General features: G+C 65.2%; 25 protein-coding genes. 11 read left to right on the top strand and 14 right to left on the bottom strand.

The window, feature by feature from the left end:
* Nucleotides 1–2 precede the first annotated feature (2 nt).
* Genes RB2654_RS16200 through RB2654_RS16190 form a run of 3 tightly spaced genes read left to right on the top strand, consistent with a single transcriptional unit; the run spans nucleotide 3 to nucleotide 3,120 of the window.
* The gene (locus tag RB2654_RS16200; RefSeq protein WP_008333816.1) at nucleotides 3–977 is read left to right on the top strand and encodes an ABC transporter ATP-binding protein; all 975 of its coding nucleotides are present in this window, start codon (nucleotides 3–5) and stop codon (nucleotides 975–977) included.
* A complete protein-coding gene (locus RB2654_RS16195) occupies nucleotides 974–1,924 on the top strand; it encodes a dipeptide ABC transporter ATP-binding protein (RefSeq protein WP_008333809.1) in 951 nt (316 codons plus the stop codon). Before RB2654_RS16200 ends, RB2654_RS16195 begins: the two co-directional genes overlap by 4 nt.
* 38 nt (nucleotides 1,925–1,962) lie before the next feature.
* Nucleotides 1,963–3,120, top strand: coding sequence for an ATP-grasp domain-containing protein (locus RB2654_RS16190; RefSeq protein WP_008333806.1), 1,158 nt, complete (start codon nucleotides 1,963–1,965; stop codon nucleotides 3,118–3,120).
* Here the strand turns inward: RB2654_RS16190 and RB2654_RS16185 are convergent.
* Genes RB2654_RS16185 through RB2654_RS16160 form a run of 6 tightly spaced genes read right to left on the bottom strand, consistent with a single transcriptional unit; the run spans nucleotide 3,105 to nucleotide 9,233 of the window.
* Nucleotides 3,105–4,088: a Rieske 2Fe-2S domain-containing protein gene (locus RB2654_RS16185; protein WP_008333804.1), complete on the bottom strand. Its 984-nt coding sequence runs from the start codon at nucleotides 4,086–4,088 to the stop codon at nucleotides 3,105–3,107. The two genes, RB2654_RS16190 and RB2654_RS16185, sit on opposite strands and share 16 nt — an antisense overlap.
* A complete protein-coding gene (locus tag RB2654_RS16180) occupies nucleotides 4,085–5,239 on the bottom strand; it encodes a hypothetical protein (protein ID WP_008333803.1) in 1,155 nt (384 codons plus the stop codon). Before RB2654_RS16180 ends, RB2654_RS16185 begins: the two co-directional genes overlap by 4 nt.
* Nucleotides 5,212–6,462: a coenzyme F390 synthetase gene (locus RB2654_RS16175; RefSeq protein ID WP_008333802.1), complete on the bottom strand. Its 1,251-nt coding sequence runs from the start codon at nucleotides 6,460–6,462 to the stop codon at nucleotides 5,212–5,214. Before RB2654_RS16175 ends, RB2654_RS16180 begins: the two co-directional genes overlap by 28 nt.
* On the bottom strand, nucleotides 6,459–7,283 hold the full coding sequence (locus RB2654_RS16170; protein ID WP_008333801.1) for an MBL fold metallo-hydrolase: 825 nt from the start codon (nucleotides 7,281–7,283) through the stop codon (nucleotides 6,459–6,461). Before RB2654_RS16170 ends, RB2654_RS16175 begins: the two co-directional genes overlap by 4 nt.
* Nucleotides 7,280–8,263 (bottom strand): NAD-dependent epimerase/dehydratase family protein, encoded by a 984-nt coding sequence (locus RB2654_RS16165; protein WP_008333800.1) that lies wholly within the window; start codon nucleotides 8,261–8,263, stop codon nucleotides 7,280–7,282. Before RB2654_RS16165 ends, RB2654_RS16170 begins: the two co-directional genes overlap by 4 nt.
* Nucleotides 8,253–9,233 carry a 3-oxoacyl-ACP synthase III family protein gene (locus RB2654_RS16160; protein ID WP_008333799.1) on the bottom strand — a complete coding sequence of 327 codons (981 nt, stop codon included), beginning with the start codon at nucleotides 9,231–9,233 and terminating at the stop codon, nucleotides 8,253–8,255. Before RB2654_RS16160 ends, RB2654_RS16165 begins: the two co-directional genes overlap by 11 nt.
* Nucleotides 9,234–9,377: 144 nt before the next feature.
* On the opposite strand from RB2654_RS16160, the gene RB2654_RS16155 reads away from it, so the two are divergent.
* Nucleotides 9,378–10,727, top strand: coding sequence for a flavin monoamine oxidase family protein (locus RB2654_RS16155; protein ID WP_040885115.1), 1,350 nt, complete (start codon nucleotides 9,378–9,380; stop codon nucleotides 10,725–10,727).
* Between the two features lie 77 nt (nucleotides 10,728–10,804).
* Here RB2654_RS16155 and RB2654_RS16150 read toward each other — a convergent pair whose 3' ends face one another.
* From RB2654_RS16150 to RB2654_RS24040, 6 genes are all read right to left on the bottom strand, one after another.
* Nucleotides 10,805–11,506, bottom strand: coding sequence for an ABC transporter ATP-binding protein (locus tag RB2654_RS16150; RefSeq protein WP_008333797.1), 702 nt, complete (start codon nucleotides 11,504–11,506; stop codon nucleotides 10,805–10,807).
* Nucleotides 11,506–12,258 carry an ABC transporter ATP-binding protein gene (locus RB2654_RS16145; protein WP_008333795.1) on the bottom strand — a complete coding sequence of 251 codons (753 nt, stop codon included), beginning with the start codon at nucleotides 12,256–12,258 and terminating at the stop codon, nucleotides 11,506–11,508. Before RB2654_RS16145 ends, RB2654_RS16150 begins: the two co-directional genes overlap by 1 nt.
* Nucleotides 12,255–13,226, bottom strand: coding sequence for a branched-chain amino acid ABC transporter permease (locus RB2654_RS16140; protein WP_008333793.1), 972 nt, complete (start codon nucleotides 13,224–13,226; stop codon nucleotides 12,255–12,257). Before RB2654_RS16140 ends, RB2654_RS16145 begins: the two co-directional genes overlap by 4 nt.
* A 1-nt stretch (nucleotide 13,227) precedes the next feature.
* Entirely contained in the window at nucleotides 13,228–14,151 is a 924-nt protein-coding gene (locus RB2654_RS16135) for a branched-chain amino acid ABC transporter permease (protein WP_040885114.1), read from the bottom strand.
* A gap of 57 nt (nucleotides 14,152–14,208) precedes the next feature.
* Nucleotides 14,209–15,387, bottom strand: coding sequence for an ABC transporter substrate-binding protein (locus RB2654_RS16130; RefSeq protein WP_040885112.1), 1,179 nt, complete (start codon nucleotides 15,385–15,387; stop codon nucleotides 14,209–14,211).
* 65 nt (nucleotides 15,388–15,452) lie between these two features.
* Nucleotides 15,453–18,179: a benzoate-CoA ligase family protein gene (locus RB2654_RS24040; protein ID WP_008333787.1), complete on the bottom strand. Its 2,727-nt coding sequence runs from the start codon at nucleotides 18,177–18,179 to the stop codon at nucleotides 15,453–15,455.
* An 89-nt stretch (nucleotides 18,180–18,268) separates the two neighbouring features.
* Between RB2654_RS24040 and RB2654_RS16120 the strand changes: the two genes are divergently transcribed.
* Both RB2654_RS16120 and RB2654_RS16115 read left to right on the top strand, forming a co-directional pair.
* Complete coding sequence (locus tag RB2654_RS16120; RefSeq protein WP_008333786.1) at nucleotides 18,269–18,694, top strand: acyl-CoA thioesterase; 426 nt, start codon at nucleotides 18,269–18,271, stop codon at nucleotides 18,692–18,694.
* Nucleotides 18,687–19,430, top strand: coding sequence for an IclR family transcriptional regulator (locus RB2654_RS16115; RefSeq protein WP_008333785.1), 744 nt, complete (start codon nucleotides 18,687–18,689; stop codon nucleotides 19,428–19,430). The genes RB2654_RS16120 and RB2654_RS16115 overlap by 8 nt, the downstream gene beginning before the upstream one ends.
* Here the strand turns inward: RB2654_RS16115 and RB2654_RS16110 are convergent.
* Both RB2654_RS16110 and RB2654_RS22525 read right to left on the bottom strand, forming a co-directional pair.
* The gene (locus RB2654_RS16110; protein WP_008333784.1) at nucleotides 19,406–20,422 is read right to left on the bottom strand and encodes an LLM class flavin-dependent oxidoreductase; all 1,017 of its coding nucleotides are present in this window, start codon (nucleotides 20,420–20,422) and stop codon (nucleotides 19,406–19,408) included. The genes RB2654_RS16115 and RB2654_RS16110 overlap by 25 nt on opposite strands.
* Nucleotides 20,423–20,475: 53 nt before the next feature.
* Nucleotides 20,476–21,240 (bottom strand): LytTR family DNA-binding domain-containing protein, encoded by a 765-nt coding sequence (locus RB2654_RS22525; RefSeq protein ID WP_008333783.1) that lies wholly within the window; start codon nucleotides 21,238–21,240, stop codon nucleotides 20,476–20,478.
* A gap of 126 nt (nucleotides 21,241–21,366) precedes the next feature.
* On the opposite strand from RB2654_RS22525, the gene RB2654_RS16100 reads away from it, so the two are divergent.
* From RB2654_RS16100 to RB2654_RS16080, 5 genes are all read left to right on the top strand, one after another.
* Complete coding sequence (locus tag RB2654_RS16100) at nucleotides 21,367–22,974, top strand: GMC family oxidoreductase (RefSeq protein ID WP_008333782.1); 1,608 nt, start codon at nucleotides 21,367–21,369, stop codon at nucleotides 22,972–22,974.
* A 319-nt stretch (nucleotides 22,975–23,293) separates the two neighbouring features.
* Nucleotides 23,294–23,797 carry a type III secretion system chaperone family protein gene (locus tag RB2654_RS16095; protein WP_008333781.1) on the top strand — a complete coding sequence of 168 codons (504 nt, stop codon included), beginning with the start codon at nucleotides 23,294–23,296 and terminating at the stop codon, nucleotides 23,795–23,797.
* Nucleotides 23,798–23,910: 113 nt separating this feature from the next.
* Complete coding sequence (gene proC / locus RB2654_RS16090) at nucleotides 23,911–24,726, top strand: pyrroline-5-carboxylate reductase (protein ID WP_008333780.1); 816 nt, start codon at nucleotides 23,911–23,913, stop codon at nucleotides 24,724–24,726.
* A complete protein-coding gene (locus tag RB2654_RS16085; RefSeq protein WP_008333779.1) occupies nucleotides 24,723–25,061 on the top strand; it encodes a tRNA-binding protein in 339 nt (112 codons plus the stop codon). The genes proC and RB2654_RS16085 overlap by 4 nt, the downstream gene beginning before the upstream one ends.
* Nucleotides 25,061–26,011, top strand: a complete 951-nt coding sequence (locus RB2654_RS16080; RefSeq protein WP_008333778.1) for a 2-hydroxyacid dehydrogenase — start codon at nucleotides 25,061–25,063, stop codon at nucleotides 26,009–26,011. The genes RB2654_RS16085 and RB2654_RS16080 overlap by 1 nt, the downstream gene beginning before the upstream one ends.
* Nucleotides 26,012–26,024 lie beyond the last annotated feature (13 nt).

Below are 26,024 nucleotides of genomic sequence, written 5' to 3'. Positions count from 1 at the left end.
CGATGACCCTCCTCAATATCCGCAATCTCAGCGTCGACTTCGACACCGCCGGTGGCCAGTTTCGCGCCGTGGACGGCGTCGACATCACCGTGAACGAGGGCGACATCCTGTCGATCGTGGGCGAATCCGGCTCGGGCAAGTCCGTCTCGATGCTCGCCATGATGGGGCTGTTACCGTGGACCGCGACGATCACCGCCGACGAGATGAGTTTCGACGGCGTGGACCTGCGCGGCATGACGGCCAAGTCGCGGCGCAAGGTGATCGGGCGCGATATGTCGATGATCTTTCAGGAGCCGATGTCGTCGCTGAACCCCTGTTTCACGGTCGGTTTCCAGATCAAGGAAAGCTTGCGCATCCACATGAAGATGGACCGCGCGGCACGCCACAGGCGGGCGGTCGAACTGCTCGATCTCGTGGGCATCCCGGATCCCGAAAAACGGCTCAAGGCGTTTCCGCACCAGATGTCGGGCGGGATGAGCCAGCGGGTGATGATCGCGATGGCGCTCGCATGCAAGCCGCGCCTTCTCATTGCCGACGAGCCGACGACCGCGCTCGACGTGACCATTCAGGCGCAGATCCTCGACCTGCTGACGGATCTTCAGAAAGAGACCGGGATGGGCCTGATCCTCATCACGCACGACATGGGCGTGGTGGCCGAAACGGCGCAGCGCGTTCAGGTGCAATATGCCGGGCAAAAGGTCGAGGAACAGGAGGTGCGCAAGCTTTTCGCCGAACCGCACCACCCCTATACCTCGGCCCTGCTCGCGGCCCTGCCGGAACGCGCGACCGAGCGGCATCTGCCGACCATTCCGGGCGTCGTGCCGGGGCAGTACGACCGGCCCGAAGGCTGCCTGTTCTCGCCGCGCTGCCGGTTCGCCAACGACACCTGCCGCAAGACCGACCCGCCGGTGCAGCCGCCGGAACTCGGCCTCGCGCGCTGTCACTACCCGGTCAACGCGAAGGAGGGCGTGGCATGAACACCGTCGTCACCGCGCAGAACCTCGCCCGCCACTACGAAGTGGGCGGCGGCCTGTTCTCGAAACCCAGCGTGGTCAAGGCCCTGTCGGAAGCCTCGTTCACCATCGAGGCCGGCAAGACGCTCGCCGTCGTGGGGGAGTCCGGGTGCGGCAAATCCACGCTCGCGCGGCTCGTCACGATGATCGAAGAGCCGACGGCGGGCACGCTCAACATCGCGGGCAAGGACGTGACGCCCGACAACTGGGACACGCTGCGCGACACGGTGCAGATCGTGTTTCAGGACCCCTACGGGTCGCTCAACCTGCGTCACCGGGTGGGTGCCATTCTGGAAGAGCCGCTCAAGATCAACCGCCCCGATATGTCGGCCAAGGAACGGCAGGCCAAAGCGCGCGAGATGATCGAACTGGTGGGGCTTCGGCCCGAGCATTACGACCGCTTCCCGCATATGTTTTCGGGCGGGCAACGCCAACGGATCGCGGTGGCCCGTGCGTTGATGCTGGAGCCCAAGCTTCTGGTGCTGGACGAACCCGTCTCGGCGCTCGACCTGTCGATCCAGTCGCAGGTGTTGAACCTCCTGCTCGATCTGCAAGAGCGTCTGGACCTCGCCTATCTCTTCATCTCGCACGACCTGTCGGTGGTGCGGCATGTGGCCGACGACGTGGTGGTGATGTATCTCGGGCGGCCCGTGGAGTTCGGGTCGAAAGAGGCGGTCTTCGGCAACCCCCGGCATCCTTATACTAAGGCGCTTCTTTCGGCGACGCCGTCGACGGAGCCGAACCCTGAAAAGAAGCGAATCAAGCTGGAGGGCGAACTGCCCTCGCCGCTCAACATTCCCGACGGCTGCCCCTTCGCGCCGCGCTGCTGGAAGGCCAAGAGCAAATGCCGCGAGCAGCGCCCGGACCTGATGGGCGAGCATCCGGCGGCCTGCTGGTATCCCGAGGGCTGACGCTTGCGCGGGGGCCTGACGCCCCCTAGCGTCCGGCCATGGAGAGACAGACATTCCTCGTCACCGGCGCCCGCGCGCCCGTCGCGCTACACATGGCGCGGCTGTTGGGAAGCGCGGGACACAGGGTCGTTCTCACCGACACGATGCGCCGCCCGATCGGGGCCGCGACCGGGTTCGCGCGGTACGAGCGCACGCCATCGCCACGCTTCGATCCGGACGCCCATGGGCAGGCAATCTCGCGGATCGTTGCGCGCGAGGGCGTCGATCTGATCCTGCCGACTTGCGAAGAGGTCTTTCACCTCGCCCGCCTGCGCGACGAGGCCGGGCTGGAACTGCCTATGTTCGCGCCGGGGTTCGACCGGCTCGCGCAGGCGCATTCCAAACACGCCTTCATCGAGCTTTGCGCCGGCCTTGGCCTCGACGTGCCCGAGACGCACCTGCTGCGTGGTCTTGCGGATCTCGACAGGGTTCGGGACCGCGCCGGTGACATGGTGTTCAAGCCGGTCTGGTCGCGCTTTGCAGAGCACGTTCTGATCCGCCCCGATCCCCGCGGGCTGGATGCGATCACGCCTTCCCCCACGCGGCCATGGGTCGCGCAGGACTACTTGCCGGGCACCGAGCTTTGCGCCTATGCCGTCGCGCATGAAGGGCGGCTTTCTGCCCTCGCCACCTACCGTGCGCTCGCTCGGGCGGGCACGGGGGCGGCGGTCGCCTTCGCCCCGGTCGAGGACGCGGCTGTGACCGCGTTCGTGGAGCGGTTCGTCGCCGGGACGGATTGGAGCGGACAGGTGTCTTTCGACCTGATGCGTCTGGCGGACGGCCGAGTCCTGCCGCTCGAATGCAATCCACGGGCAACCAGCGGTCTGTATGTCTTTCGCGATGGCGCGTCCTTCGCCCGGATGCTGGCGGGAGAGGCCACCTGCGACCCCGACGTGACAAGGCCGCAGGCCGTGCACCTCGCGCTCTGGGTCTACGGTCTTGCCCCGGCGCTGGCAAAGGGCCGGCTGAGGGATTTCCTTCGCATCCGACAAGAGACGGACGAGTTGCTCGACTGGCCCGGCGATCCGGGCGCAAAAAGAGCGCAGCTTGTGGCGTTGGTCGAATTCGCGCGGCTGGCACTACGCCGGCGCATCAGCCTGCTCGCCGCGACGACATACGACATCGAATGGAACGGGCCGGATCAAAGTTCGATCTGAAACCGGCGCGGTGTGGCTGCGGCCAACGGCACCTCGCCCGCCTGTATGCGCGCAATGTCTTCGCGCAGGAAATCCAGCGGTCCGATCACCGGCTTCGCGACCGGCGCGTGTCGGGCGTTCTCCAAGGCCGTCGACAGAACGCGGCGATCCTGCTCCAACGCGATCCGGAACATCGGCCTGAAGGCGAGCGCCTTGATATAGCCGAGCCCGCCCTGCTTCGGGCCTATGAGCCAGCCGATCCCCTCGACCGTATGCGCGTCTGTCTGCCGCAAGTGGAAGGTCGTCGCCAGCACCATCCCCTTCGGCCCCCAGTATTCGAGTTCGGCAATGCCCGGATGACGATAGCGACCAACGGTCTTGACCCGCTCGCCCTCCAGCAGCTTCGAGATCACGCCTTGCGCCCGGTCCTCGCCCGTATAGCGGGCCTCGACCCAACCCGGCCCGCCCGTCACCTCGACCGCGACCATGTAGCGTTTGGCGGATAGTCCGCGCAGCAGGCCCTTGTGGGTGAAATGCGTATGCGTGGCGTCGAGGATGTTTTCGGCCGTGTCGATCAGGGTCGAGCGCGTGGAACTCGTCACGTGACGGACGATCACGTGCTGTCCTTGCAGGCAGTGGACGTAAGGGGCCTTTTCCGGCGCGCCTTCGGACAGGAAGATCGCGCCTTCGGCCTCGGTCACCGCGAAACGGCGGGTGCGGAAATGCGGCAGCGAGCCGACGAGGCCGGGGATCGCGGTGCATCGCCCGTCCGCCCCGAAACGCCAGCCATGATAGGGGCATTCGACCTCGCCGTTCCGCGTCCTGCCATCGGACAACGCGGCGAAGCGATGGGGGCAGCGGTCGTGCAGAGCGGCAGCCTTGCCCTGCCCATCGCGAAACAGCACCACGGGCAGACCCGCGAAGAACGCCCGTTTCGGCTTGCGCCCGAGGGCGCGCGAGAGCGCCACGGCATGCCATTGGTCACTCATAGGCCGAACCGTTCCAGAAGCGGCACGCCCACACCGGTCAGCACCCGCTCCATCACCCGAACCGCCGCCTGTTCGCGCCGCCCCAGATGCGCGACGTAGACGGCGGTGTATTCGATCACGGGTTCGGCCCCGCGCAGCCGTTTGAACTCCGCTGCCCCGGCGCTCATGTTGAAAAACAACCCCTCCGCGCTGGCCCGATCCTGCGACAGCGCCATCAGCATCCGGTAAAGCCCCTCCTCCTGCGGGCGTGACGTATCGTAACCGACGATGGGCTGGGTCAGCGTCGTGCCGGACCGGAACAGGCCGGTCACGGCGGTCAATATGCCCGTCTCACGATCCCGGAAACCGGCGAATTCGACGATCCCCCTTCGTTGCAACTCACGCAGGCAGAGCGCCTTGTATTGCGGGTTGAGGGGCGTGTATTTGTCCAGATAAAGCATACCGTACAGGGCTTCCGCACGGGCGAAATCCTCTGGACCGAATGCCTCGTTCGCGACCGCCGCGTGCGGGGTCGCGCGCATCAGTTTGCGGTCCCACTTCATGTTGCGGCTGAGCTTCGGGGCACTGCTGCGGTCCGCGAAGATATAGACCTGACGCGCTGGCAACAGGATGAACCCGGCCTGCCCCAGTGCCGAGATGGTGTCCCGATCCGCCAGCCTGTTCAAAGACCGCAGCACGATCGCGCGGTCCGGGTATCGGCCCACCAGAGTATCGCGGATGGACGTCGCGTCGGACAGGGTGAGCGCGGGCACCGGATTGGTCGAGAAAAGCCAGTTGTTGACCTGCACCTGATGGTCGAGCCCGCTTGCCGCAAGAACCGGCCCGCAGGCTCGGATCAATCCGCGAAGGGCCGCACGTAGCGCGGGGTTCGATACGAAATGGCGGGTCTCGTCCAACCCATAGTCGATATAGCCCGCGCTCGGTCGGCAGATGTAGCAATTGCCGCGTTCCGTCCGGTCGTTCAGCGTTATCGGAAAGGTCTTCCCGCACGCCTCCAGCACCTCGACGCGGGTGGTGAGGTTTGCAATCAGGTCACGGGACGGGTGATCGCGAAACAGCGATACGAGGGCCGCGACGCTGACCGGGTCGTTTTCGGCGCCCAGGTTGATATGTCGATCCGCGATCATCCAGCCGCTTTCGGCAGCCGACATTCGACGCGGCGCAGTTTGCGGCCCGTATCGAGCGTAAGGGGTCTGCGTTCGAGCGACACCGACACCCCGCCCGCCCGCGCCGCGAACAGGGTGCGCAGGGCGGCCAACGCGGCCTCGCACGCTGCGTCTGACATGTCACGGGACAGGACAAGTTGGACGGTCGAGGGGCTGGTCTGGATCACGCGGAAGTCCTGAATGGCCGGGTGCGCGTCCACAACGGCGTTGCGGATCACGTCGGGCGTCAGCACCGCCGTTGCGAAACGGAAGAGGTCATCCATCCGCCCCACGACCTCATCCACGGCCAAAAGCGGCGAGCCGCAGCGGCAGGGTGCGGTGGAGAGGCGCAGGAGGTCGTTCATCCTGTAGCGCGCCATGATCTGTGCCTGCCGCCGGAATGCGGTGATGAGCGGCGAGACGAGGCCGTCGCCCACCGGCTCGAACTCGAACTTCACCGAGTCTTCGCACAGGTGCAGCGTGCCATCTCGGCAGGTCACGGCCAGCAGACCTTCGGTCGCCATGTAGATCTGTTCGAGCGGACCGAAGGCCGCTTCGATCACGGGCCGGTCCACCGTGTCGAGGGTTTCGGCGGCAGCGAAGGTGCGGCGGGGCGCGAGAGCAAGACCTGTCTCGGCGAAATGCCGCAGCAGTCTCGGCGGGGCGATGAGGACGGTGGGGTCGAAGGCCGCGAGGTCGTCTTGCCAGACCTCCGGCCCCGCGACGAGATCGAAGAACCGCAGGTCGATGCGCCGGGTCCGGCGGGCGGCATCATAAAGCCGAGTGGATTGCGGCAGGATCACCGCCACCCGCGCGCCCCCCAGCAGCATGTCGGGGATCGCTTTAGCGAGGATCGCGCCGAGCCACCGGAACCGCTCGCCATTCGAAATGACGAAATAGCCACGGTTGCCGCTGGTTCCCGTACTCTGCCCCACGGTCAGGCTTCCGATCCGGCAATCCGCGTGAATCGCCTGACGCACGTCATCGGCAGTCAGGCCCGGCACGTTATAGGCAGCGAAATCGGACATGAGCGTCGCCTTGTCGGTGATCGGCAGATCGGACAGCCTTTTCGGCGCATGGGCATAGGCCGCCACGCGCGGCAGATCACGCGCCAGCCAGATGTCGACCTGTCGGGCCTGCCATGCCTCGAACCTTTCCCGCGACATGCCGGGACGGGCCATGCGCCGCGCCGTGACATAAGTGCCGATCGCTTCGACGAAGGCGATCACAACGCGGATTCCACGTCATAGGGCTGCTGCGCCGGGTCGTGGCAGAGCATGACCTGCCCCCCCGCATCGCGAACCGCCCGGACGACGCGGGTGCTTTGCAGTCCGGCGCTCACATCGTCCGCAATGACCGAGGCGGGGAGGCCCGGTGCGCGACCGTGGTCGAGGGCGTCCAGCATCCATTGCGTGTCGGTGGCGTAGAGCAGCGGCGTTGCAAGCGACGGGAAGAACAGGCCCACATGGCCCTCGGCATGTCCGGGCAGATCGACGGTCAGGACCGAGCCATCGCCGAACACATCCACCCCGGCGGGTTGGCCGCCGGGCAATGTGACCTCGGATCGGGGCAGAGTCGAAAATCCTGTGAGGCGGGTGGAGAAATCGTCTGGCAGAAGTTCGGGAAAGATACCGTGGCGTATGTTGGCCAACGCACCCCTTCGACTGATCGCCGCGAAGGTCTTGTCGCAGGCGATGATGCGGGCGTTGGGAAACTGGCGCAGGCCGGATATGTGGTCGGCGTGGAAATGAGTGAGGATGATGCAGGCGACATCCTCCGGCGACACACCACGACGGGACAGAACGGCGCTTGGCTGACCGGCTTCGTTCAATTTGGGCCGAAGCGCGCGTGCGTATGTCCTGAGCGCCAGACTGCGCGCCCCTTCGACCGTTTCGCGTGTATATCCCGTGTCGATCAGGACGGGGCCGATCCGCGGATGATCCAACAGACCGAAGCGCACCCGAAGCTCCACCGGCCTGCGCCGCCCCCCGCGCTGGATCAGGCTTTCACGCGCCCGGACGGTGGCGCTGTTGGCGAAGACGGGGGTCATAGGTCCGCCTTCGCGAACGTGCGATCCAGCCCTTCCTCGAACCCGATGCGGGGCGTCCAGCCCAACACGCGCTCGGCCTTGGAAATGTCGAGGCTTTGGGCATAGGCGAAGAGCGCCAGCGCATATCGGGTGATGGCGGGTTCACCTTTCCCTGTCAGAAGCGCGGCCTTTTCGGCGGACCACGCCGCTGCGAGGCCGAGGGTCACGGGCACCTTGCGCCAGCGAAGCGAAATGCCCGCGCGGGCGCAGGCGCTTTCGGCGAGACGCGTTACCGGGATGGTTTCGCCCCCGGTCACATTGAACACCTCTCCTTCCGCGCTTGTCGGTGCGTCCAACCCGGCGATGATCGCGGCGACGACATCCTCCACATGGGTCAGGTCGATCCGGGCCGCCCCACCACGCAGAAGCGGGAGGGGGCGTTCGGCGGCCGTCTTGAGCAAGCGCGGCAGAAGCACTGTGTCCCCTGCCCCATACAGCCCGCGCGGGCGGATCGCGAGGGGGCCGATGTCCGGTGCGGCAAGCGCGATTTCTTCCGACAGCCGCTTGGTGCGGGCGTATTGGTTGAAGGGTTTGGGAAGCGGGTCGTCCTCACGCAGGTCCAACTGGTCACGCAGGGCGAAATAGACGGTCGAACTGGACACCTGAACGAAGCGACGAACCCCAAGGCGGCGGGCAAGATCGACCACGTTCCGGGTTCCGATGAGATTCGCCGCTTCGAAGGCTGCACGAGAGCCGAAAGGCGACGATAGTCCCGCGCCGTGGACGATGTGGGTGACACCGGCCAAGGCGGGCGGCACGTCCGACAGGGGCACCGAAACGTCCCACCGCAGGACGGGAACGCCCTGCGCCGTCAACGCCGCGCACCCGGATGGGTCCCGGCCCTGCGCGACCACGTCCCGCCCGTCTGCCAGAAGCCTTCGCACCAGCGCACCACCAAGGAACCCGGTCGCTCCGGTGACGAGAATGCGCTCAGGCGACATAGGCCAAGCCCCCAAAAGACACACCCGCCGACGTGCCTAGGAAAAGCGTCCGCGTCCCTTCCGGCATCCGCCCTGACCGCCGCGCGACATCGAGCACGAAGGGGATCGAGGCCGCGATCTGGTTGCCGTGGTCGGCGATGATGTCGACCACCCGGTCGGGGGCAAAGCCTGTCTGACGGATCATGTGGGTGAGCGCGGCAGGGCTGGCCTGATGCGGGATGACGAGGTCGACGTCGTCGCGCGCCCAGCCTGCGCGGGCGAGCAGGTCGTCCACGAACGCCCCGAAATGGCGGGAGGCAAGGCGGAAAAGCTCTTTCCCGTCCATCCCGAACCACGCATGGGCGGCGAATCCATCGGGGTCTTTGTGGTAGTCGAAGCGCGTGCCACCGGAGCCGAGCGAACAGGCATCGTAAGCCGAAGGATAGGTCCGCATGAGGCTCGCCACCATACCCCCTGTGGTCGCCTTGGTGACGACCGCCGCGGCCGCGCCATCCCCGAACAGCGCCGCGACTTCGGGCTGCCTGTCCCACGGCAGCGCGCGGGAGGCGATCTCGGACGCGACCACGAGCGCACGGGTCGCCTGCCCCGTGGCGATCATGCGGGCAGCGGTGTCGAGCGCGGTCAGGAAGCTCAGGCACGTCGCATTCACGTCGAACGCGGCCGCGCTTCCATCCGCCATGCCCAGCCTTTGCATGACCGCCGGGGCGGTCGCCGGGATCGGCTGATAGGGCACCGCGCTGCCGCACAGGATCAGGTCGACGTCGCCCGGCGCCACACCGGCATCCTCCAGCGCGGCCCGACACGCGGTTTCGGCGAGGTCGATCTGGCTTTCCGCCTCACACACATAGCGGGCGGCGACACCAGTCGTTTCAGCGAGATAGCCGACAGGTTTGCCGATCCGTTCATCGAAGGTGTCGGATCTGACGCAACGGGCGGGAAGCGCCCGGCCTGTCCCGAGGATGGTGATCAACCGTGTTCCTCCGCTTCCCCGCCGTCTTTGGCGGACCCGGATGATTATGTACGCCGCCGCTCGCGAATTCCCAAGCCCGGACATCGCGCTGGACGGCGAGCGGTCGCTTACATAGCGTTGGGGGAACGGATCGGGGACCACGTCATGACACGTCTTTCACGCCGCGACAGCATCAGGTTCGCGCTGGCGGCGCTGGCGGCGACACACGCGGGACGCGTTCAGGCGCAGAGACTTGGCGGCCGGAAGGTGATCGTCGTCGGCGCCGGGATCGCGGGACTTTCCGCCGCGCGGCGATTGCAGGACGCAGGTGCGGAGATCGTGGTGCTGGAGGCTGGCGACCGGATCGGCGGGCGTATCCGGACCGATCACAGCCTTGGCGCTCCGTTCGAGTGGGGCGCGGGCTGGATTCACGGACCGGGGCGCGGCAACCCGGTGGCAGGACTTGCGGATGAGCTGGGCGCACAGACCTTCGTGACCGCTGACGACAGTCTTGAGGTTCTCTATGCGAACGGAACCGAGATGGGCGAGGACGTGGCCAAGGCTTTGGACACGCTCTACGAAGATTTCGAGGACGCGTTGTATGACGAGCTTGGGGGTGAGGACGATCCCCGCAGCCTCGCCGCGTTGATCGACGACATCGACCCCGACATCCTGCGCACCCCCGAAGCGCGCTGGATGCTATCGGCTTATGTGGAGTTCGATCTCGGCGCGCCGTTGGAAGATGTGTCGGCGGCGCTCGCTTTCGAGGACGAGGCGTTTCCCGGCACGGACGTGATCCTGCCGGACGGCTACGACCGCCTGCTCGCACCTTTGGCGCTGGGGCTGGACATCCGCACGGGGCATCGGGTGACGGGCATCGCGCACGGGTCGGTCGCGCGGGTCTCGGGCCCGTGGGGCGAGGTGACCGGCGACAACGTGGTCTGCGCCCTGCCCTTGGGCGTGCTGAAAGCGGGCGATGTCACCTTCGACCCACCCTTGCGGGCCGCCTATGCCGACGCCATCCGGGGCATCGGCATAGGCACCGTGACCAAGATCGCGCTGAAATTCGATCAGGCGTTCTGGGACGTGGACACGCAGTATTTCGGCATCGTGACCGAGCCGCGCGGGCGCTGGAATTACTGGCTGAACTACCGGACCTTCTCGGACCAGAACATACTTTTGGGCCTGTCTTTCGGCGCTTACGCCCCCGTGGCGGACCGGATGAGCACGTCAGAGGCGACGCAGGATGCGCTGGAGGTGCTCGACGCCGCATTCGACGGTGCCGGTGCGCCGACGGCCGTGTTGAAGACCGCTTGGTCGACCGATCCGTTGTTTCGGGGGGCTTACTCGTTTCCCGTCGCAGGTGCGTCGCGGGGCCTGTGGAAGGCGTTCGAGACCCCGGCGTCAGCCCGGTTGGTGTTCGCGGGCGAGCACACGACGTTCGACTATCATGCGACCACGCACGGTGCCTATCTGTCCGGGCAATGGGCGGCGGAGTGGATCGAAGACCCCTGAGGTTGCGCCCGCTCTGCGGTCGCGCCGGCGGGGGGCCAGCCCCCCGCACCCCCCGGGATATTTTCAGACCGGAAAGATCAGAGGCCGAGCCAGGTTTCGCGGGCGGTCTGGTCGGCCTGCAACTCGGCGCTGGTGCCGGACCAGACGACTTCGCCGCGTTGGACGATGAAATGGCGGTCGGCAAGGCGCATGAGGTCGTGAAGGTTCTTGTCGACGACGAGGATCGAAAGGCCCGTGGCGCGGATGTCGGCCAGCGCGGACCAGATTTTCTGGCGGATGAGGGGGGCGAGCCCCTCGGTCGCCTCGTCGAGGATCAGAAGCTTGGGGTTGGTCATGAGCGCGCGACCGATGGCGAGCATCTGCTGTTCGCCGCCCGAGAGCAGGTTGCCCATCGAGGAGGCCCGGCTTTCAAGCTCGGGAAAGAGCGCGAAGACGCGGTCGATGGTCCAGGGGTCGGGCTGGTTCAGGTGATTGGACGCGGTGGCGACGAGGTTTTCGCGCGCGGACAGGTTGGGGAAGATCTGGCGGCCTTCGGGGACGAGCCCCAGCCCAAGGTTGGCGGTGCGGAACGAGGGGCGGCCCACCAGTTCCTCGCCATCGAAGACGATGGACCCGCCGGAGGCCTTCACGATCCCCATGATCGAGTTGATCGTTGTCGTCTTGCCCATGCCGTTGCGGCCCAGAAGCGTGGCCACCTCGCCGGTGCCCAATGAGAAATTCATGCCGAACAGCGCCTGCGAGGTGCCGTAATGGGTGGTGAGGTCGGATACGTCCAGCATCAGGCGGCCCCGCTTTCTTCGCCCAGATAGGCGGCTTCGACGTCTTTGTTCGCGCGAATTTCGGCGGGCGAGCCGGTCGCGATGATGTGGCCGTAGACCAGCACGGAAATACGGTCGGCCAGCGCGAAGACCGCGTCCATGTCGTGTTCGATGAGAACGATGGTGTGCTGGCCTTTGATGCCGTTCAGAAGGTCGATCATCGCACGGGTTTCCTCGGCGCCCAGCCCCGCCATGGGTTCGTCGAGCAGCATGAGTTCGGCCTCGGCGGCCAGCGCGATGGCGATCTCCATATGGCGGTGTTCGCCGTGGCTGAGCGCGCTTGTCACCATATTTGCCTTGTCGGACAGGCCCACGCGGGTCAATAGCTCCATCGCGCGGTCGCGGATCGCGGAAATCGTACGCGCATTGCGCACCAGTCGGAACGACGACCCCTGACGCGCCTGCACTGCCAGCGCGATGTTGTCGATTACCGTCATGTCGAGGATGAGCGAGGTGATCTGGAAGCTGCGCGTGATCCCCAGCCGGGCGCGTTTGTGGGCGGGGACGCGCGTGATGTCCTGCCCCTTGTAGAGGATCGTGCCGCTGTCGGGTTTCTGCGAGCCGCAAAGCTGGGTGATGAGGGTGGTTTTACCCGCGCCGTTGGGGCCGATGATGGCATGGAGTTCGCCCGGCTCGACCGACAGGGTCAGGTCGTCGGTGGCGCGGATGCCGCCGAAGGATTTCATCAGCGATCTGGTTTCCAGCATGGTCATTCGCTGTCCTCCTTGTCCGCGCGCAGCATCCCCATGATCCCGCCCTTGCCGAAGAGCACGACGGCGAGCAGCAGCAGGCCGAAGGGCAGATGCCAGTAGACCGTGAGCGACGAGAGCACCTCTTCGAGCACGATGAAGAGCGTGGCGCCGATCACCGGGCCGACGAGGGTTGCGGTGCCGCCGAGGATCACCATGAACATGAGCTCACCGGAGCGGCCCCAGTCCATCATCTCGGGCGAAATGAAGGTGGTGAAGTTGCCCAGAAGTGCGCCGGCATAGCCCGCCATGGCCCCCGCGATGACATAGGCGGTCAGGCGGAACAGGTAGGTGTTGAAGCCCAGCATCACGACGCGCTCGTTGTTGCCCTTGGCCCCGCGCAGGACCATGCCGAAGCGCGAGTTCACGATCATCCGCACGATCAGCATCGCGACGACGAGCGAGACATAGGCGAGGCCGAAGAGTTGCAGCGGGTCGTCGAGGTCGATGAAGGGCAGCTCGGACCGGGAGTCGATCACAAGCCCGTCGTCGCCGCCGTATTCCTCGATCGAGACGATGGCGTAGTACATCATCTGCGCGAAGGCCATCGTGATCATGATGAAGTAGACGCCCTTGGTGCGCAGGCAGATCGCGCCGGTGACGAGGGCGAAGAGCGCCGCGACACCGATCGCCAGCGGGATCTGCACATAGCCCGAGGTGGTGGCGAGGCCGAGGCTTTCGAGACCGCCGTAAAGCCAGTGATGCGCCGGGATACCGACCGCATAGGCGCCGATCCCGAGGTAGGCCGCGTGACCGAAGCTGATGAGTCCGCCATAGCCCAGGATCAGGTTCAGGCTGACCGCCGCGATGGCGAGGATCGTCAGGCGCGTGGCGAGGTCGAGGTAAAAGGCGTTGCCGGTCAGGTAGAAAACCGGCGGCAGCACCGCGAGCAGCGCCATGACGACGAGGGTGATGATGTTGCGACGGCTCATCTCAGCGCACCTTCGGCGGGAACAGGCCCTGCGGTTTCAGCGCCAGAACCACGGCCATGATGATGTAGATGAGCATCGCCGAAATCGCGGGGGCCGAGTTTTCGGCGGCGGAGGGCGACATGAAGATCTTGAAGATATCGTCGAGGAACGAGCGGCCCAGCGTGTCGATCAGCCCGATCAGAAGCGCCGCGACGAAGGCCCCTTTCATCGACCCGATGCCGCCCACGATGATGACGACGAAGGCGGTGATGATGATCGAGTTGCCCATGCCGATGTTGGCTTCGGTGATCGGGGCGACGAGCATCCCGGCCAGCCCCGCGAGCGTCGCGCCGATGGCGAAGACGAGGCCGAAGAGCATTTCGATGTTGATGCCCAGCGCCGAGACCATCGTGCGGTTCGAGGCACCCGCGCGGATCAACATGCCGAGGCGCGTGAAGTTGACCATCCAGAACAGTCCCCCGGCGGCGGCGAGCCCGGCCCCGATGATGAGGAAGCGGTAGGACGGGATGATGAGCGTTTCCGACAGCACGATCTGGCCCTGAAGGAATTCGGGGAGCGGCACGGCGATCCCCTCGGGCCCCCAGATCAGGTGAGCGAGGGTTTCGAACACGAGGATCAGACCGAAGGTGGCGAGCACATGGTCGAGGTGGTCACGCTCATACAAAGGCCGCGCGACGAAGCGTTCGACAGCCCATCCGATCAGCCCGGTCAGCGGCAGGGCCACGACGACGGCGATCAGGAAATTGCCCAGCGCGAAGGTCAGCGTGGCGCAGATGAACGCCCCGATCAAGTAAAGCGACGCATGGGCGAGATTGACGAAATCGAGAATGCCGAACACCAGCGTCAGCCCGGAGGCGACGAGGAACAGCAAAAGCCCGAGTTGCAGACCGTTGAGGGTCTGGATGACGAGTAGTGCAAAATCCAAGGGGGGGGGCTCCCGGAGTTGGCGCGGGCAGTCGGGCCGCCCGCGCCGGATTGAGGATCACTCCATCGGGCACTCGGCCGCGAAGTTGTCCTGAGCGTTCTCATAGACGGTTTTCACGACCTTCGTGGTCCAGACGCCATCGGCATCCTCGACCACTTCGCGCAGGTAGAAGTTCTGGATCGGGATGTTGTTGTTGCCGTAGGTGAATTCGCCCCGGACGCTGTCGAAATCGGATTCCTTGAGGGCCGCGCGCAGGGCGTCGGTGTCCTCGGTGTTGCCGACCTTGGCCACCGCCGACGCGATCAGCATGATCGAGTCATAGGCCTGCGCCGCGTAGTAGGACGGGTATCCGCCGAACTGCGCCTTGTAATCCGCGACGAAGCGGGCGTTCGCTTCGTTGTCGAGCGTCGGATCCCATTCCTGCGTGGTCTGCGACCCCAGAACAGCGGTGAACCCGGCCTCTTGCAGGCGCGGAAGCGAGATCGCGTCGACGGTGAAGACCGAGTAGAGCGGAAGCTCTTCGGCAAGGCCGGCCTGGTCATACTGCTTGATGAAGGCACCGGCCGCCGCACCGGGGTAGAACACGAAGATACCATCGGCACCCGACGCCCGCGCCTTGGCGAGTTCGGCCGAGAAGTCGAGCTGCGCATCCGCGCCCCATTTCGTCAGGTCGCGCCCGACGATTTCGCCTTCGAACGTGCGCTCGACCCCGGCCACCATGTCTTTGCCCGCGGCATAGTTCGGGGCCATGATATAAAGCGATTTCACCCCGGCATCGTTCAGAACGTCGCCCATCGCCTCGGGGGTCTGGTCGTTCTGCCACGAGGTCGAGAAGAAGTTGGGATCGCAGAGCTTGCCGGCCATCTGGCTGGGGCCCGCGTTGGCGGAAATCAGGAACTTGCCTGCGTCGAGCACGGATTTGCGCGAGGCGAGCAGGACGTGGGACCAGATGTAGCCCGCGACGAAATCGACGTCGTCCTGCTTTACCAGCTTGTCGGTCGCCTGTTTGCCGGTTTCCGGTGCGAAGCCGTCGTCGCCGAAGATCACTTCGATATCCAGATCGCCCGCTTTGCCGCCCAGATGCTCGACGGCGAGGTTCACCGCGTTTTCCATCTGGTTGCCGATCACGGCGGCGGGGGTGGTGAGCGTGGTGACGAAGCCGATCTTGACCGATTCCGCCTGCGCGACGCTCGTGAACATTGTGGCGGCCAGTGCCGCCGAGATAATGCGTTTCATGGTTCCTCCCTGGTGGTCCGCCCGTTCGTCGGGCTTGTCGGACCGTTGCTTTTCACACTTGCACCCTATGCAAGGCGTTCCGCTCCGTCTACCGGCATCGCCTTCACGGCCTGACGGTCGAGTTTCCCCGTGCCGGTCTTGGGCAGATCTTCAATGTAGCTGACGAAACGCGGATACTTGAAGGGGGCGAGTCTCGATTTGACGAAATTCTGCAAGGCTTCGGTCTGCCCTTCACGCGGCACGTGCCCTTGCCGCAAGGCGACGACGGCGCGCAACGTCATCCGCCGGTCGGGTAGTTCATGTGCCAGCACGGCACATTCGTGGACATCCGGGTGTTCGTTCAGGCAACGCTCCACTTCCAGCGGCCAGACCCACTGGCCGGACACTTTGATGAGGTCGTCGGCGCGGCCCTGAAAATAGTAGAACCCATCCTCTTCGATGAAACGGTCGCCGGTGTAGATCCAGTCGCCGCGCATCGTGTCGGCGGTTTTGTCGGGACGGTTCCAATAGCACGGCGCGGACGATCCGCCCCGCGCATACATGACACCGTCGACCCCGGACCCGACGCGGTTTCCGTCCGCGTCGCGCAGTTCGATCTCATACCCCGGCACCGCCTTGCCCGCCGCGCCAAGGCGCTGTTCCTCGGCGGTGTTCGACAGGTAGACGTGCAGAAGCTCGGTCGATCCGAGACCCTCGATCGCGGGGAGGCCCGTGAGCGCCTTCCAGCGGTTGAACACGTCCTCGGACAGGGTTTCCGCCGCCGACATGCATTGCCGCAGCGACGACAGATCCCGTTCCGCGATGCCCGGCGCGTTGCAGATCGCGGTGTAAAGCGTCGGCAGGCCATAGAACACCGTGGGCCTGTAGGTCTCGATCATGTCCAGCACGGCGTCGGGCGTCGGGCGGCCCGGCATCAGAAGCGTGGTCGCGCCGATGGAGAACGGGAAGGTGAAGGCGTTGCCGAAGCCATAGGCGAAATAGATTTTCGGCACCGAGAAGCAGATGTCGTCTTCCCTTAGCTTCAGCACATGCGCCGCGAAACTCTGCTGGCTGTAGGCCATGTCGTGATGCAGGTGGACGATGCCCTTGGGTCGGCCCGTGGTGCCCGAGGAATACATCCAGAACGCCATGTCGTCCGGCCCGGTGGGGGCAAGGTCGAGCGTGTCGGGCTGACCTGCGATGAAATCGGCAGCCGCGCGGGTGCCGGCGGGCGCCTCGCCATTCACGATCAGCGGCACGCGGGTGCCCGCCTTGGCGAAGACCTCGACCAGACCGGGTTCGGTCAGGGCCAAGGGAGCTGCGCTGTCTTCGAGGTAGTAGGCCAGAACATCGGGCGGCGTCATGGTGTTGAGCAGCACGGGCACGAACCCGGCCCGCACCGCGCCGAAAAAGGCCGCAGGATACGTTGGCGTATCGTCGAGGAAAAACGCGATGCGGTCGCCTTGGATCAGACCCGCGGCCTTGAACGCATTGCCCCAACGGGCGGCATCGGCGATCAGGCCGGCATACGTCACATCGCCCGCAGGTCCGGTCAGCGCGACCTTGTCCGGGTTGCGGTCGAGGTTGTCCCACAGGACGGAAGAGCAGTTCGGATGCTTCGACTTGTCGAACCCGATTTCACGCGCGCCGGGGGTGTCGTCGGTGACAGGGTCCGTGATCTCGGGGCGCAGCGCCTCATAGGCCGCCATGAACTCCGGCGCGATCTTACGAAGGCGGTCGCGCGGGATGCGGCCCGAGCGGGTCATGTAGCTCATCGCGAAGTCGAGCGGCTTTTGCTCGATCCGGTCCCCGAAGGTCTCATACCACGCGCAAGAGGTGTTGGCGGCGGTCACGATTTTTTTCGCGATGGGCTGACGGCTGCCCTGATAGGCGGCGAGGCCTTCTTCGACGGTGGCCGAACGCTTCATCGCCTCGACTAGCGCGATGGCGTCTTCGAGCGCAAGGCGCGTGCCCGACCCGATCGAGAAATGCGCGGTGTGAACGGCATCCCCGATCAGGGCGCGGTTGCCCGACACCCAGCTTTTGCACCAGAGTTTGGGGAATTGTCGCCAGACAGACTTGTTCTTGATAAGCTTCGCGCCTTCCAGCACGTCGGCAAAGACCTCTTCGCAATAGGCGGCGGTTTGATCCTCGTCCATCTTGTCGAAGCCGTGCGCGAAGAACCCGCCTTCTTCGATCTCGACGATGAAGGTGCTCATATCCGGCGCGTAACGATAATGATGCGCGTTCATCGCCCCTTTCGGGTGGCGCACGAACGTTTGGGTCAGCGTGTCGAAAGGCCGGTCCGTGCCGAACCACGCAAAGCGGTTGGTCATGTTCTCGACGGTCGCCCCGAACGCCTCGGGCGTGGCTTGCCGCACGACCGAATTCAGGCCGTCCGCGCCGATCACGAGGTCGGCGTCGAGCGCGTCGATGTCGTCGATGAGGGTGTCGAACACCAACTCGGCCCCGACCGCTTCGGCGCGGTCCTGAAGGATCGTCAGGAGTTCCAGCCTGCCGATGGCCGAAAAGCCGACACCGTCCAGCGTCACCGCCCCGTCCGGGTGGTTGAGCGTCATGTTGCGCCAGCGTTCCATCTGCGGCGCGATCAGATCATGGGTTTCGGGGTCGTCAGCCTTGAGAAAATCGAGCGCCTGATCCGAAAAGACGACACCGAAGCCCCAGGTGACGCCACGCGGGCTGGCCTCGGTCACGCGGACGCGGGCGTTGGGGAACGCGCGGCGCAACAGGATCGCGGAATACAGCCCGCCCGGGCCGCCGCCCACGATTTCGATGGTGTTGAGCGTAGCCATTCCGCCCTCCCTCGGTCTAGCTTGCGTTGCCCGGGATCGTATGAAACGATTCCGCATTATGCAACAAGTTTTACAGAACGGAAAAATAGATGACCGAAACACCGCTTTTCCAGATCGACGTCCAGATCAGCTTCGGCCACTGCGACGCGGCGGGGATCGTGTTCTATCCCAATTTCTTTCGCTGGTTCGACAGGTGCTTTCACACATTTCTGCTGGAGCGCCACGGCGGCCACGCCGCGCTTTGCAGACAACTCGGCGCGCGCGGTATCGGCCTCATGCACGCTGACGCGGACTTTCGGTCGCCCGGACTGGACGGCGACCTGTTCACGCTGGACCTCGGCCCGATCGACTGGGCCAACCGCAGCCTGACGGTGCCTTATACGGGGCGGATCGACGACCGTGTTCTGGTCGAAGGCTACGAAACACGCGGCATTTTCGCCGAACGTGAGGGGCGACTGACGGCGGCACCGACCGACCAATTGCGCGCTTTGATCGAGGGGGTGGATCATGGCTGACAGTGCCGGGATACAGTCGCTCGACAGCGCGTTGCGGGTTCTCGAGGCGATGGCACAGGCCAACGCCCCCCTCTCGCTTTCCGACCTTGCCCGACGGGTCGACATGCCCGCGTCGAAGGTGCACCGCTACCTCGCCAGTTTCGTGAACGCGGGACTGGCGGCGCAGGCGGGCAAGTCCGGGAAATACGACCTCGGCCCCGGTGCCATCGCGCTTGGGCTGTCGGCCATGGCGCGGCTCGATTTCGTCAACCGCACCGCCGATGCCCTGCCCGACCTGTGCGCCGAGACGAACCTGACCGCGATGCTGTCGATCTGGGGCAATTTCGGGCCGACGATCATCCGCTGGGAGCGTGCCGCCGGGTTCATCGTCACCACGCTTGGACTGGGAACGACCATGCCCCTTCTGGGGTCGGCCACGGGCCGCACCTTCCTGACGTGGGCGCAACCGAACGTCATCGCGGCAAAACTCGCCGAGGAACGCGACGCGCAGCCGTCACTGGACGCCCGCAGCATCGCGGCGCAGGTGCGCGATGACGGCTATGCCTGGGTTTCCGGCGATCTCATCCCCGGCCTCGCGGCGATCTCGGCCCCGGTGCTCAACTGGCAGGGCGAGGTCGAGGCGGCGGTCACGCTCATCGGCACCGACGTTTCAATCGCCGAACCGGACAGTGCGCCGGTGACCGCGCTGAAAGCCTTCTGCGCGCGATTGTCTCAACCTGCGCCGACACCCGCCTGAGCGGCGCCCGCGTGGTCCGACAGAACCTCCGCCGCGATGCGGAACGATGTCTTGCGCGCCTCGTGGTCATGGATCATGCCCGTGAGGATCATTTCGTCGGGCTGGTAGCGCTCGATCAGCGCATTCAGTTGCGAGGCCACCCGGTCCGGCCCGCCAACGGCCGTGACGCGCAGCGCATGGTTCACCATCGCCAGTTGATCCGGCGTCGCGATGAGCGAGGCGTCGTCGACGGGCCGCGGCAAAGGCCCCGGCTTGCCGGTGCGCAGGTTCAGGAACGCCTGCTGCATCGACGTGCGCAACCGTTTGCCTTCGTCGTCGGTGTCGGCGGCGAAGACATTGGCCGCCAGCATGAAATAGGGCTTCTCGATCTGACCGGGCTGGAAGTTGGAGCGATAGACATGAAGCGCATCGTCCAGCGCGTCCGGCGCGAAATGCGAGGCGAAGGCGTAGGGAAGGCCCAGATGCGCGGCCAGTTGCGCCCCGAAGAGCGATGAGCCGAGCATGTAGACCGGCACGCGCGTGCCCGCGCCCGGAATCGCCTTGATCCGCTGACCTTCCGTCAGCGGTTCGAAGTACCCCATGAGTTCGACCACATCCTCGGGAAAGGTATCCGCCTGCTGCATGATCCGCCGCAGGGCGCGCGCGGTCGCCATATCCGTGCCCGGCGCGCGGCCCAGACCAAGGTCGATCCGGTCGGGATATAGCGTCGCAAGCGTTCCGAACTGTTCGGCCACCATGAGCGGCGCGTGGTTCGGCAGCATGATGCCACCCGCCCCCACGCGGATCGTGTTCGTCTTGCCCGCAACATGACCGATCATGATCGAGGTCGCGGCGGACGCGATCCCGGTCGAATTGTGATGTTCTGCGAACCAGTACCGGGTGTAGCCCCATTGTTCGGCGTGCTGGGCAAGATCGACGGAATTGGCGAGGGCGTCTGCAGGCGTCGACCCTTCGGGAACGGGCGCGAGATCGAGGATGGAATAGGCGGTCATGGCGGATCCTTTCCCGACAGACCTAGGCATCCGCCCGGCCCGTGTCGAGAACCCTAGCGTTTTTCCAATGCTTCCGTCAGGACAGGCACGTTCGGGCGACTGACCGGCAGCGTGGTTCCGTTTTTCAGAACCACCTGACATTTGCGCCCGTCCTTTTCGACCCGCTCGACCGCGTGAAGCGCGACCCAGTGCGACCGATGAATCTGCATTCCCGGATAGCCGTTCAACTCTGCGAGCGCGTCGGACATACGTTTGAGAATGCGGCCCGCACCGTTCGACGTGACGACATCGAGATAGTGGTCCTGCGTCGTGATCGAGATCAGCTCGGTCCCAAGCTCGGGTTCGAGATTGCGCACGAACAGGGGCGGCTCCGGTTCGGCCGGTTTCGACGTGGTCTTGTCGGCGTCGGGCTGAGGCTCGGGGGCGGCATGGTACATCGGGCGCAGATAGCCCTCGAACACCCCGACCCCGAAGCCGATCAGGGTGACGAACACCCACCGGAAGCCAAGGTTGTAGGGCGTGAACTCGGCATGCCGCACCATCGTATCGAGCACCAAAAGCGCGGTCGCCCCGATCGGCCCGGCGATGAAGGCACCGATGGCGATGCGCAGGATCGGGTGCAGGTTTCCGGGCAAGCGATAAAGCGTCAACTCGGTCAGCGCGATCATCGGCACCGTGATGAACACCAGCGCGACGGGCCAGTAATAGGCCCGTTCGAGAATGGTGAGATCGAAGAATGTGCCAAAGGGTCCGGTCACGACGGCAACCACCGTCATGACCAGCACAACAAGAATCTTGCGCCGATAGCCCGCCCTCATGACTGATGAAATAAGCGATCCCGTCACTTTGCGCAATTCGTCGCACGCGAAACAAATCGTCCCTCGAACCTTGCGTCAACTTGGCTACGGGGACTATGGAAGCGGTTGAAAACTTGGGAGCGGGTCATGGCGGATATCGGCGGCAACTGGGACTACATCATCGTCGGCGCTGGAACCGCCGGATGCGTGCTTGCGAACCGACTGAGCGAGGATCCGGGCACCCGCGTTCTCCTGCTCGAAGCCGGGGGCAAGGACACCTACCCGTGGATCCATGTGCCGGTCGGGTATCTCTATACGATGGGGAACCCCAAGACCGACTGGATGATGACCACCGGACCGGAACCGGGTCTGAACGGACGGTCGCTCGCCTATCCCCGCGGCAAGGTCGTCGGCGGCTGCACCTCGATCAACGGCATGATCTATATGCGTGGGCAGTCGGCGGACTATGACCATTGGCGGCAACTGGGCAACACGGGCTGGGGCTGGGATGATGTCCTCCCCTATTTCCGCAGGAGCGAGGATCACTACGGCGGCGCGTCGGACCTTCACGGGTCCGGCGGCGAATGGAAGGTCCAGAAACAACGCCTGAAATGGGATATTCTCGAAGCGGTGCAGGAAGCGGCGATCCAGTTCGGCATCCCGTTCTCGCCGGACTTCAACGATGGGCTGAACGAAGGTGTCGGTTTCTTCGACGTGAACCAGAAGGGCGGCGTGCGCTGGTCGGCGGCCAAGGCTTTTCTGCGCCCGGCTCAGGGGCGCTCGAATCTGCGCGTGGTGACAGGGGCGTTGGCGGAAAGCCTGATCCTCGATGGCAAGCGCGCGGTCGGCGTGCGGTGGACCGTCAACGGCGCACCGCAGGAGGCGCGGACGGCGGGCGAGGTGCTGCTGGCCGCCGGGTCGCTCAACTCTCCCAAGCTCATGGAGTTGTCAGGCATCGGCGACCCCGACGTGATCGGCGACTTCGGGATCGATGTCGCCCATGCGCTTCCCGGTGTCGGCAAGAACCTTCAGGACCACCTTCAGATCCGCACCGCCTACAAGGTCACCGGCGCCAAGACGCTGAACCAGTTGACCAACTCGCTGATCGGCAAGGCCCGGATGGGCATGGAATATGCGCTGAAACGCTCCGGTCCGCTTGCCATGGCGCCCTCGCAGTTGGGCATTTTCACCCGGTCGGACGACAGCGTCGCGACACCGGACCTCGAATATCACGTGCAACCGCTGACGACCGACAAGCTGGGCGATCCGTTGCACCCGTTCCCCGGCATCACCGTCTCGGTCTGCAACCTCCGGCCCGAAAGCCGCGGCACGTCGCATCTGCGCTCGACCGATCCGGGTGAACAGCCGAACATCCGGCTGAATTACCTCTCCGCCGAGAAGGACAAACTGGTGGCCGTCAAATCCGTGCAGCAGGCGCGCGAACTGATGAAAATGCCTGCCATGGCGAAATACGCGCCCGAAGAATTCCTTCCCGGCCCCGCCATCGCCACGGATGCGGACCTCTTGCGCAGCGTGGGCGACATCGCTTCGACCATTTTTCATCCGGTCGGCACCACGAAGATGGGAACCGACCCCATGGCCGTCGTCGGACCGGACCTCAAGGTCCACGGGATCGACGGTTTGCGGGTCGTCGATGCGGGCGTCATGCCGACGATCACCTCGGGCAACACCGCCTCGCCCACCGTCATGATCGCCGAAAAGGCCGCCGACATGATCCGGGGCAGAGCCGCCTGAGCGCATCGCGGGCTGCGCCGCCTGACCCGGCACCAACCTGCCGGAACGGCCCGCGCCGTTCGGCTGCAAATCGCGCACCTGACGATGGTTAACGCCCGGAAATCTCGAAAAAATTGCGTGATTTGTGCAAGTCGCGAGTCCTCAAGCGACTCGATTCGTTAGGAAAAAGCGGATTTTCGACTTTCTCCTTTACAGGAGTCAACGAATATCACACGATATCTAGTAGGGATGGGGCGCACTAGACGCCACACCCTGTACAGGCAACCAGCCATTGCGTTTCTGCATCCGCAAAGGCTGAAGCGAGCAGAAGGGGCAAGCCATGGCGGCGACCGAGCACTATCTCGAAGCGGAAGACCTGCATCCAATCGACATCGTCGAAACTCTCGCGGAAAGCCACGCCTGGGACTTCGACCGTGTGGCCGACGACCAGATCGCGATGGCGGTCGAAGGTCAGTGGCGCACCTACTCGATCACGCTCGCCTGGAGCCCCTACGACGAAACGCTCCGGCTCATCACGACGTTCGAGATGGAGCCGCCCGAAGAAAAACTCGCCATGCTCTACGAGGCGCTCAACGCGACCAACGACATGGTGTGGGACGGGGCCTTCACCTACTGGCACGAACAACGCCTGATGGTGTTCCGCTACGGCCTGGTGCTCGCGGGCGGCCAGATGGCCGGGCCCGAGCAGATCGGACGCCTGATTTCCTCGGCGGTCCAGAATTGCGAACGCTTCTACCCGGCCTTCCAACTGGTCAACTGGGGCGACAAGAGCGTGGAAGCCGCCATGCAGATCGCGATGGCCGAGGCTTACGGCCGCGCCTGACGAAATTCATCTCCAATGAACGGCGACGGGGGGCTTCGGCCCCCTGTTTTCGTATCCGCATTGCGCACCGGGTGCCGCCCGCCTAGTCTCCGCGCCGACGAAGGAGACAAGCGATGGACATGAACGACATCCGCGAGAAGGGCATGGTCCTTCTGGGTTGCGGCAAGATGGGCTCGGCGATGCTCAAGGGCTGGCTGGATGGCGGGCTTCCCGCCACGTCGGTCTGGGTGAACGACCCGAAACCGTCGGAATGGTTGCAGGGGCTGGAGGGTCTGAACCTGAACGCCGATCTGCCGCCTGCGCCCGCGGTCGTTCTGGTCGCGGTCAAACCGCAGATGATGGCCGATGCGCTGCCGACGCTGAAGGCGATGGGAAACGGGTCCACCCTGTTCGTTTCGGTCGCCGCCGGGATCACCATCGCCACCTATGAGGATATGCTGGGCGATCGGACCCCCATCGTGCGCGCGATGCCCAACACGCCTGCCGCCGTGGGCCGTGGCGTGACCGCGATCATCGGGAACGGCGCGGCGGGTGCCGATCACGCCGATCTGGCCGAGGCGCTCTTGTCCGCCGTGGGTCAGGTCGTGCGGCTGGAGAGTGAAGACCAGATGAGTGCGGTGACCGCGATTTCCGGCTGCGGGCCTGCCTATACCTTCCACCTGATCGAAGCGATGGCGGCGGCGGGCGAAGCGAATGGGCTGGCGCCAGAGCTGGCGCTGCAACTGGCGAGGGCAACCGTGGCAGGCGCCGGGCATCTGGCCGAGAACGCCGACGAAGACCCGGGCCAGTTGCGCGTCAACGTGACCTCGCCCAACGGTGTGACGCAAGCCGCCCTCGAAGTGCTCATGAACGAGACCGATGGGTTCCCGCCGCTTCTGGAACGCGCGGTCGAGGCCGCGATCAAGCGCGACAAGGAACTGGGCGCATGAGCGAGATCAGTTTTGACGATTTCCTGAAGGTCGACGTGCGCAAAGGCACGGTGGTCAAGGCCGAGCCGTTTCCCGAGGCGCGCAAGCCCGCGATCAAGCTTTGGGTCGATTTCGGGAAAGAGATCGGGGTCAAGAAATCCTCGGCCCAGATCACCAAACACTACACCGAGACCAGCGTGATCGGCATGGGCGTCATGGCGGTGGTGAATTTCCCGCCGCGCCAGATCGGCAAATTCATGTCGGAAATCCTCGTCCTCGGCGTGCCGGATGCGGATGGCGAAGTGGTGCTCATCACCCCGGACAAATCCGTGCCCAACGGCGGGCGGCTTTTCTGATGGAGATCCTCGTCACCCGCCCCCTGCCCGACGCCGTGCTGAACAAACTGGGCGCCGCCCACGACGTGACCCTGCGGGAGTCGACCGAACCGCTCGACCGGGATGAGATGCTGGCGGCGCTCACGGGTTTCGATGCGGTTCTGCCGACGCTGGGCGACGCGTTCTCGCGCGAGGTGTTCGAGGCGGCGGGCGACATCCGCTGCAAGCTGCTCGCCAATTTCGGGGTCGGTTACAACCATATCGACGTGGCGGCGGCCAAGGCGCATGGGGTGGCGGTGTCCAACACCCCCGGCGCGGTGACGGATGCGACGGCGGATATCGCGATGACGCTGATCCTGATGACCGCGCGGCGCGCCGGCGAAGGCGAGCGGATCGTGCGGGCCGGTCAGTGGGAGGGCTGGGGTCCGATGCAGATGCTCGGCCAGCACGTCACCGGCAAGACGCTGGGCGTTATCGGCATGGGCCGGATCGGTCAGGCGATAGCGAAACGCTGCCACCACGGTTTCGGCATGGACGTGATCTTCTACAACCGCTCGCCCAAGAAAGTCGGATTTCCGGCGCGCCAGCGTGAACGGCTGGAGGATGTGGCGGCGCTTGCCGATTTCCTTGTCGTCGCCGTTCCGGGCGGGGCCGAGACGCATCACCTGATCGGGCGCGAGGTGTTCTCGTCCATGCCGGACCATGCGATCTTCGTGAATATCTCGCGCGGGGACGTGGTCGATGAGGCCGAGCTCATCGCCGCGCTTCAGGCGGGCGACATCGGCGGGGCCGGGCTCGACGTCTACGAGAACGAGCCTGAGGTGCCCGAGGCGCTGAGAGCGATGGAGAACGTGACGCTCCTGCCCCATCTCGGCACCGCGACGCTTGAGGTGCGCACGGCGATGGGAATGCTGGCGGTGGACAACATCCTGTCGTTCTTCGCCGAAGGAAAACTGGTCAACTCGGTCTGAGGCCTCTGGGGCG

Source organism: Maritimibacter alkaliphilus HTCC2654 (assembly GCF_000152805.1).
GTDB classification, from domain to species: Bacteria; Pseudomonadota; Alphaproteobacteria; order Rhodobacterales; family Rhodobacteraceae; genus Maritimibacter; species Maritimibacter alkaliphilus.
The sequence above is the reverse complement of the archived record's forward strand: the minus strand, read 5'-3'. Positions and strand labels throughout refer to the sequence as shown.

Bases quoted from the DNA above. Each gene is read 5' to 3' on its own strand.
- RB2654_RS16200 (WP_008333816.1), top strand. From the start codon at position 3: ATGACCCTCCTCAATATCCGCAATCTCAGCGTCGACTTCGACACCGCC.
- RB2654_RS16195 (WP_008333809.1), top strand. From the start codon at position 974: ATGAACACCGTCGTCACCGCGCAGAACCTCGCCCGCCACTACGAAGTG.
- RB2654_RS16190 (WP_008333806.1), top strand. From the start codon at position 1,963: ATGGAGAGACAGACATTCCTCGTCACCGGCGCCCGCGCGCCCGTCGCG.
- RB2654_RS16185 (WP_008333804.1), bottom strand. From the start codon at position 4,088: ATGAGTGACCAATGGCATGCCGTGGCGCTCTCGCGCGCCCTCGGGCGC.
- RB2654_RS16180 (WP_008333803.1), bottom strand. From the start codon at position 5,239: ATGTCGGCTGCCGAAAGCGGCTGGATGATCGCGGATCGACATATCAAC.
- RB2654_RS16170 (WP_008333801.1), bottom strand. From the start codon at position 7,283: ATGACCCCCGTCTTCGCCAACAGCGCCACCGTCCGGGCGCGTGAAAGC.
- RB2654_RS16165 (WP_008333800.1), bottom strand. From the start codon at position 8,263: ATGTCGCCTGAGCGCATTCTCGTCACCGGAGCGACCGGGTTCCTTGGT.
- RB2654_RS16155 (WP_040885115.1), top strand. From the start codon at position 9,378: ATGACACGTCTTTCACGCCGCGACAGCATCAGGTTCGCGCTGGCGGCG.
- RB2654_RS16150 (WP_008333797.1), bottom strand. From the start codon at position 11,506: ATGCTGGACGTATCCGACCTCACCACCCATTACGGCACCTCGCAGGCG.
- RB2654_RS16145 (WP_008333795.1), bottom strand. From the start codon at position 12,258: ATGACCATGCTGGAAACCAGATCGCTGATGAAATCCTTCGGCGGCATC.
- RB2654_RS16140 (WP_008333793.1), bottom strand. From the start codon at position 13,226: ATGAGCCGTCGCAACATCATCACCCTCGTCGTCATGGCGCTGCTCGCG.
- RB2654_RS16130 (WP_040885112.1), bottom strand. From the start codon at position 15,387: ATGAAACGCATTATCTCGGCGGCACTGGCCGCCACAATGTTCACGAGC.
- RB2654_RS24040 (WP_008333787.1), bottom strand. From the start codon at position 18,179: ATGGCTACGCTCAACACCATCGAAATCGTGGGCGGCGGCCCGGGCGGG.
- RB2654_RS16120 (WP_008333786.1), top strand. From the start codon at position 18,269: ATGACCGAAACACCGCTTTTCCAGATCGACGTCCAGATCAGCTTCGGC.
- RB2654_RS16115 (WP_008333785.1), top strand. From the start codon at position 18,687: ATGGCTGACAGTGCCGGGATACAGTCGCTCGACAGCGCGTTGCGGGTT.
- RB2654_RS16110 (WP_008333784.1), bottom strand. From the start codon at position 20,422: ATGACCGCCTATTCCATCCTCGATCTCGCGCCCGTTCCCGAAGGGTCG.
- RB2654_RS22525 (WP_008333783.1), bottom strand. From the start codon at position 21,240: ATGAGGGCGGGCTATCGGCGCAAGATTCTTGTTGTGCTGGTCATGACG.
- RB2654_RS16100 (WP_008333782.1), top strand. From the start codon at position 21,367: ATGGCGGATATCGGCGGCAACTGGGACTACATCATCGTCGGCGCTGGA.
- RB2654_RS16095 (WP_008333781.1), top strand. From the start codon at position 23,294: ATGGCGGCGACCGAGCACTATCTCGAAGCGGAAGACCTGCATCCAATC.
- proC (WP_008333780.1), top strand. From the start codon at position 23,911: ATGGACATGAACGACATCCGCGAGAAGGGCATGGTCCTTCTGGGTTGC.
- RB2654_RS16085 (WP_008333779.1), top strand. From the start codon at position 24,723: ATGAGCGAGATCAGTTTTGACGATTTCCTGAAGGTCGACGTGCGCAAA.
- RB2654_RS16080 (WP_008333778.1), top strand. From the start codon at position 25,061: ATGGAGATCCTCGTCACCCGCCCCCTGCCCGACGCCGTGCTGAACAAA.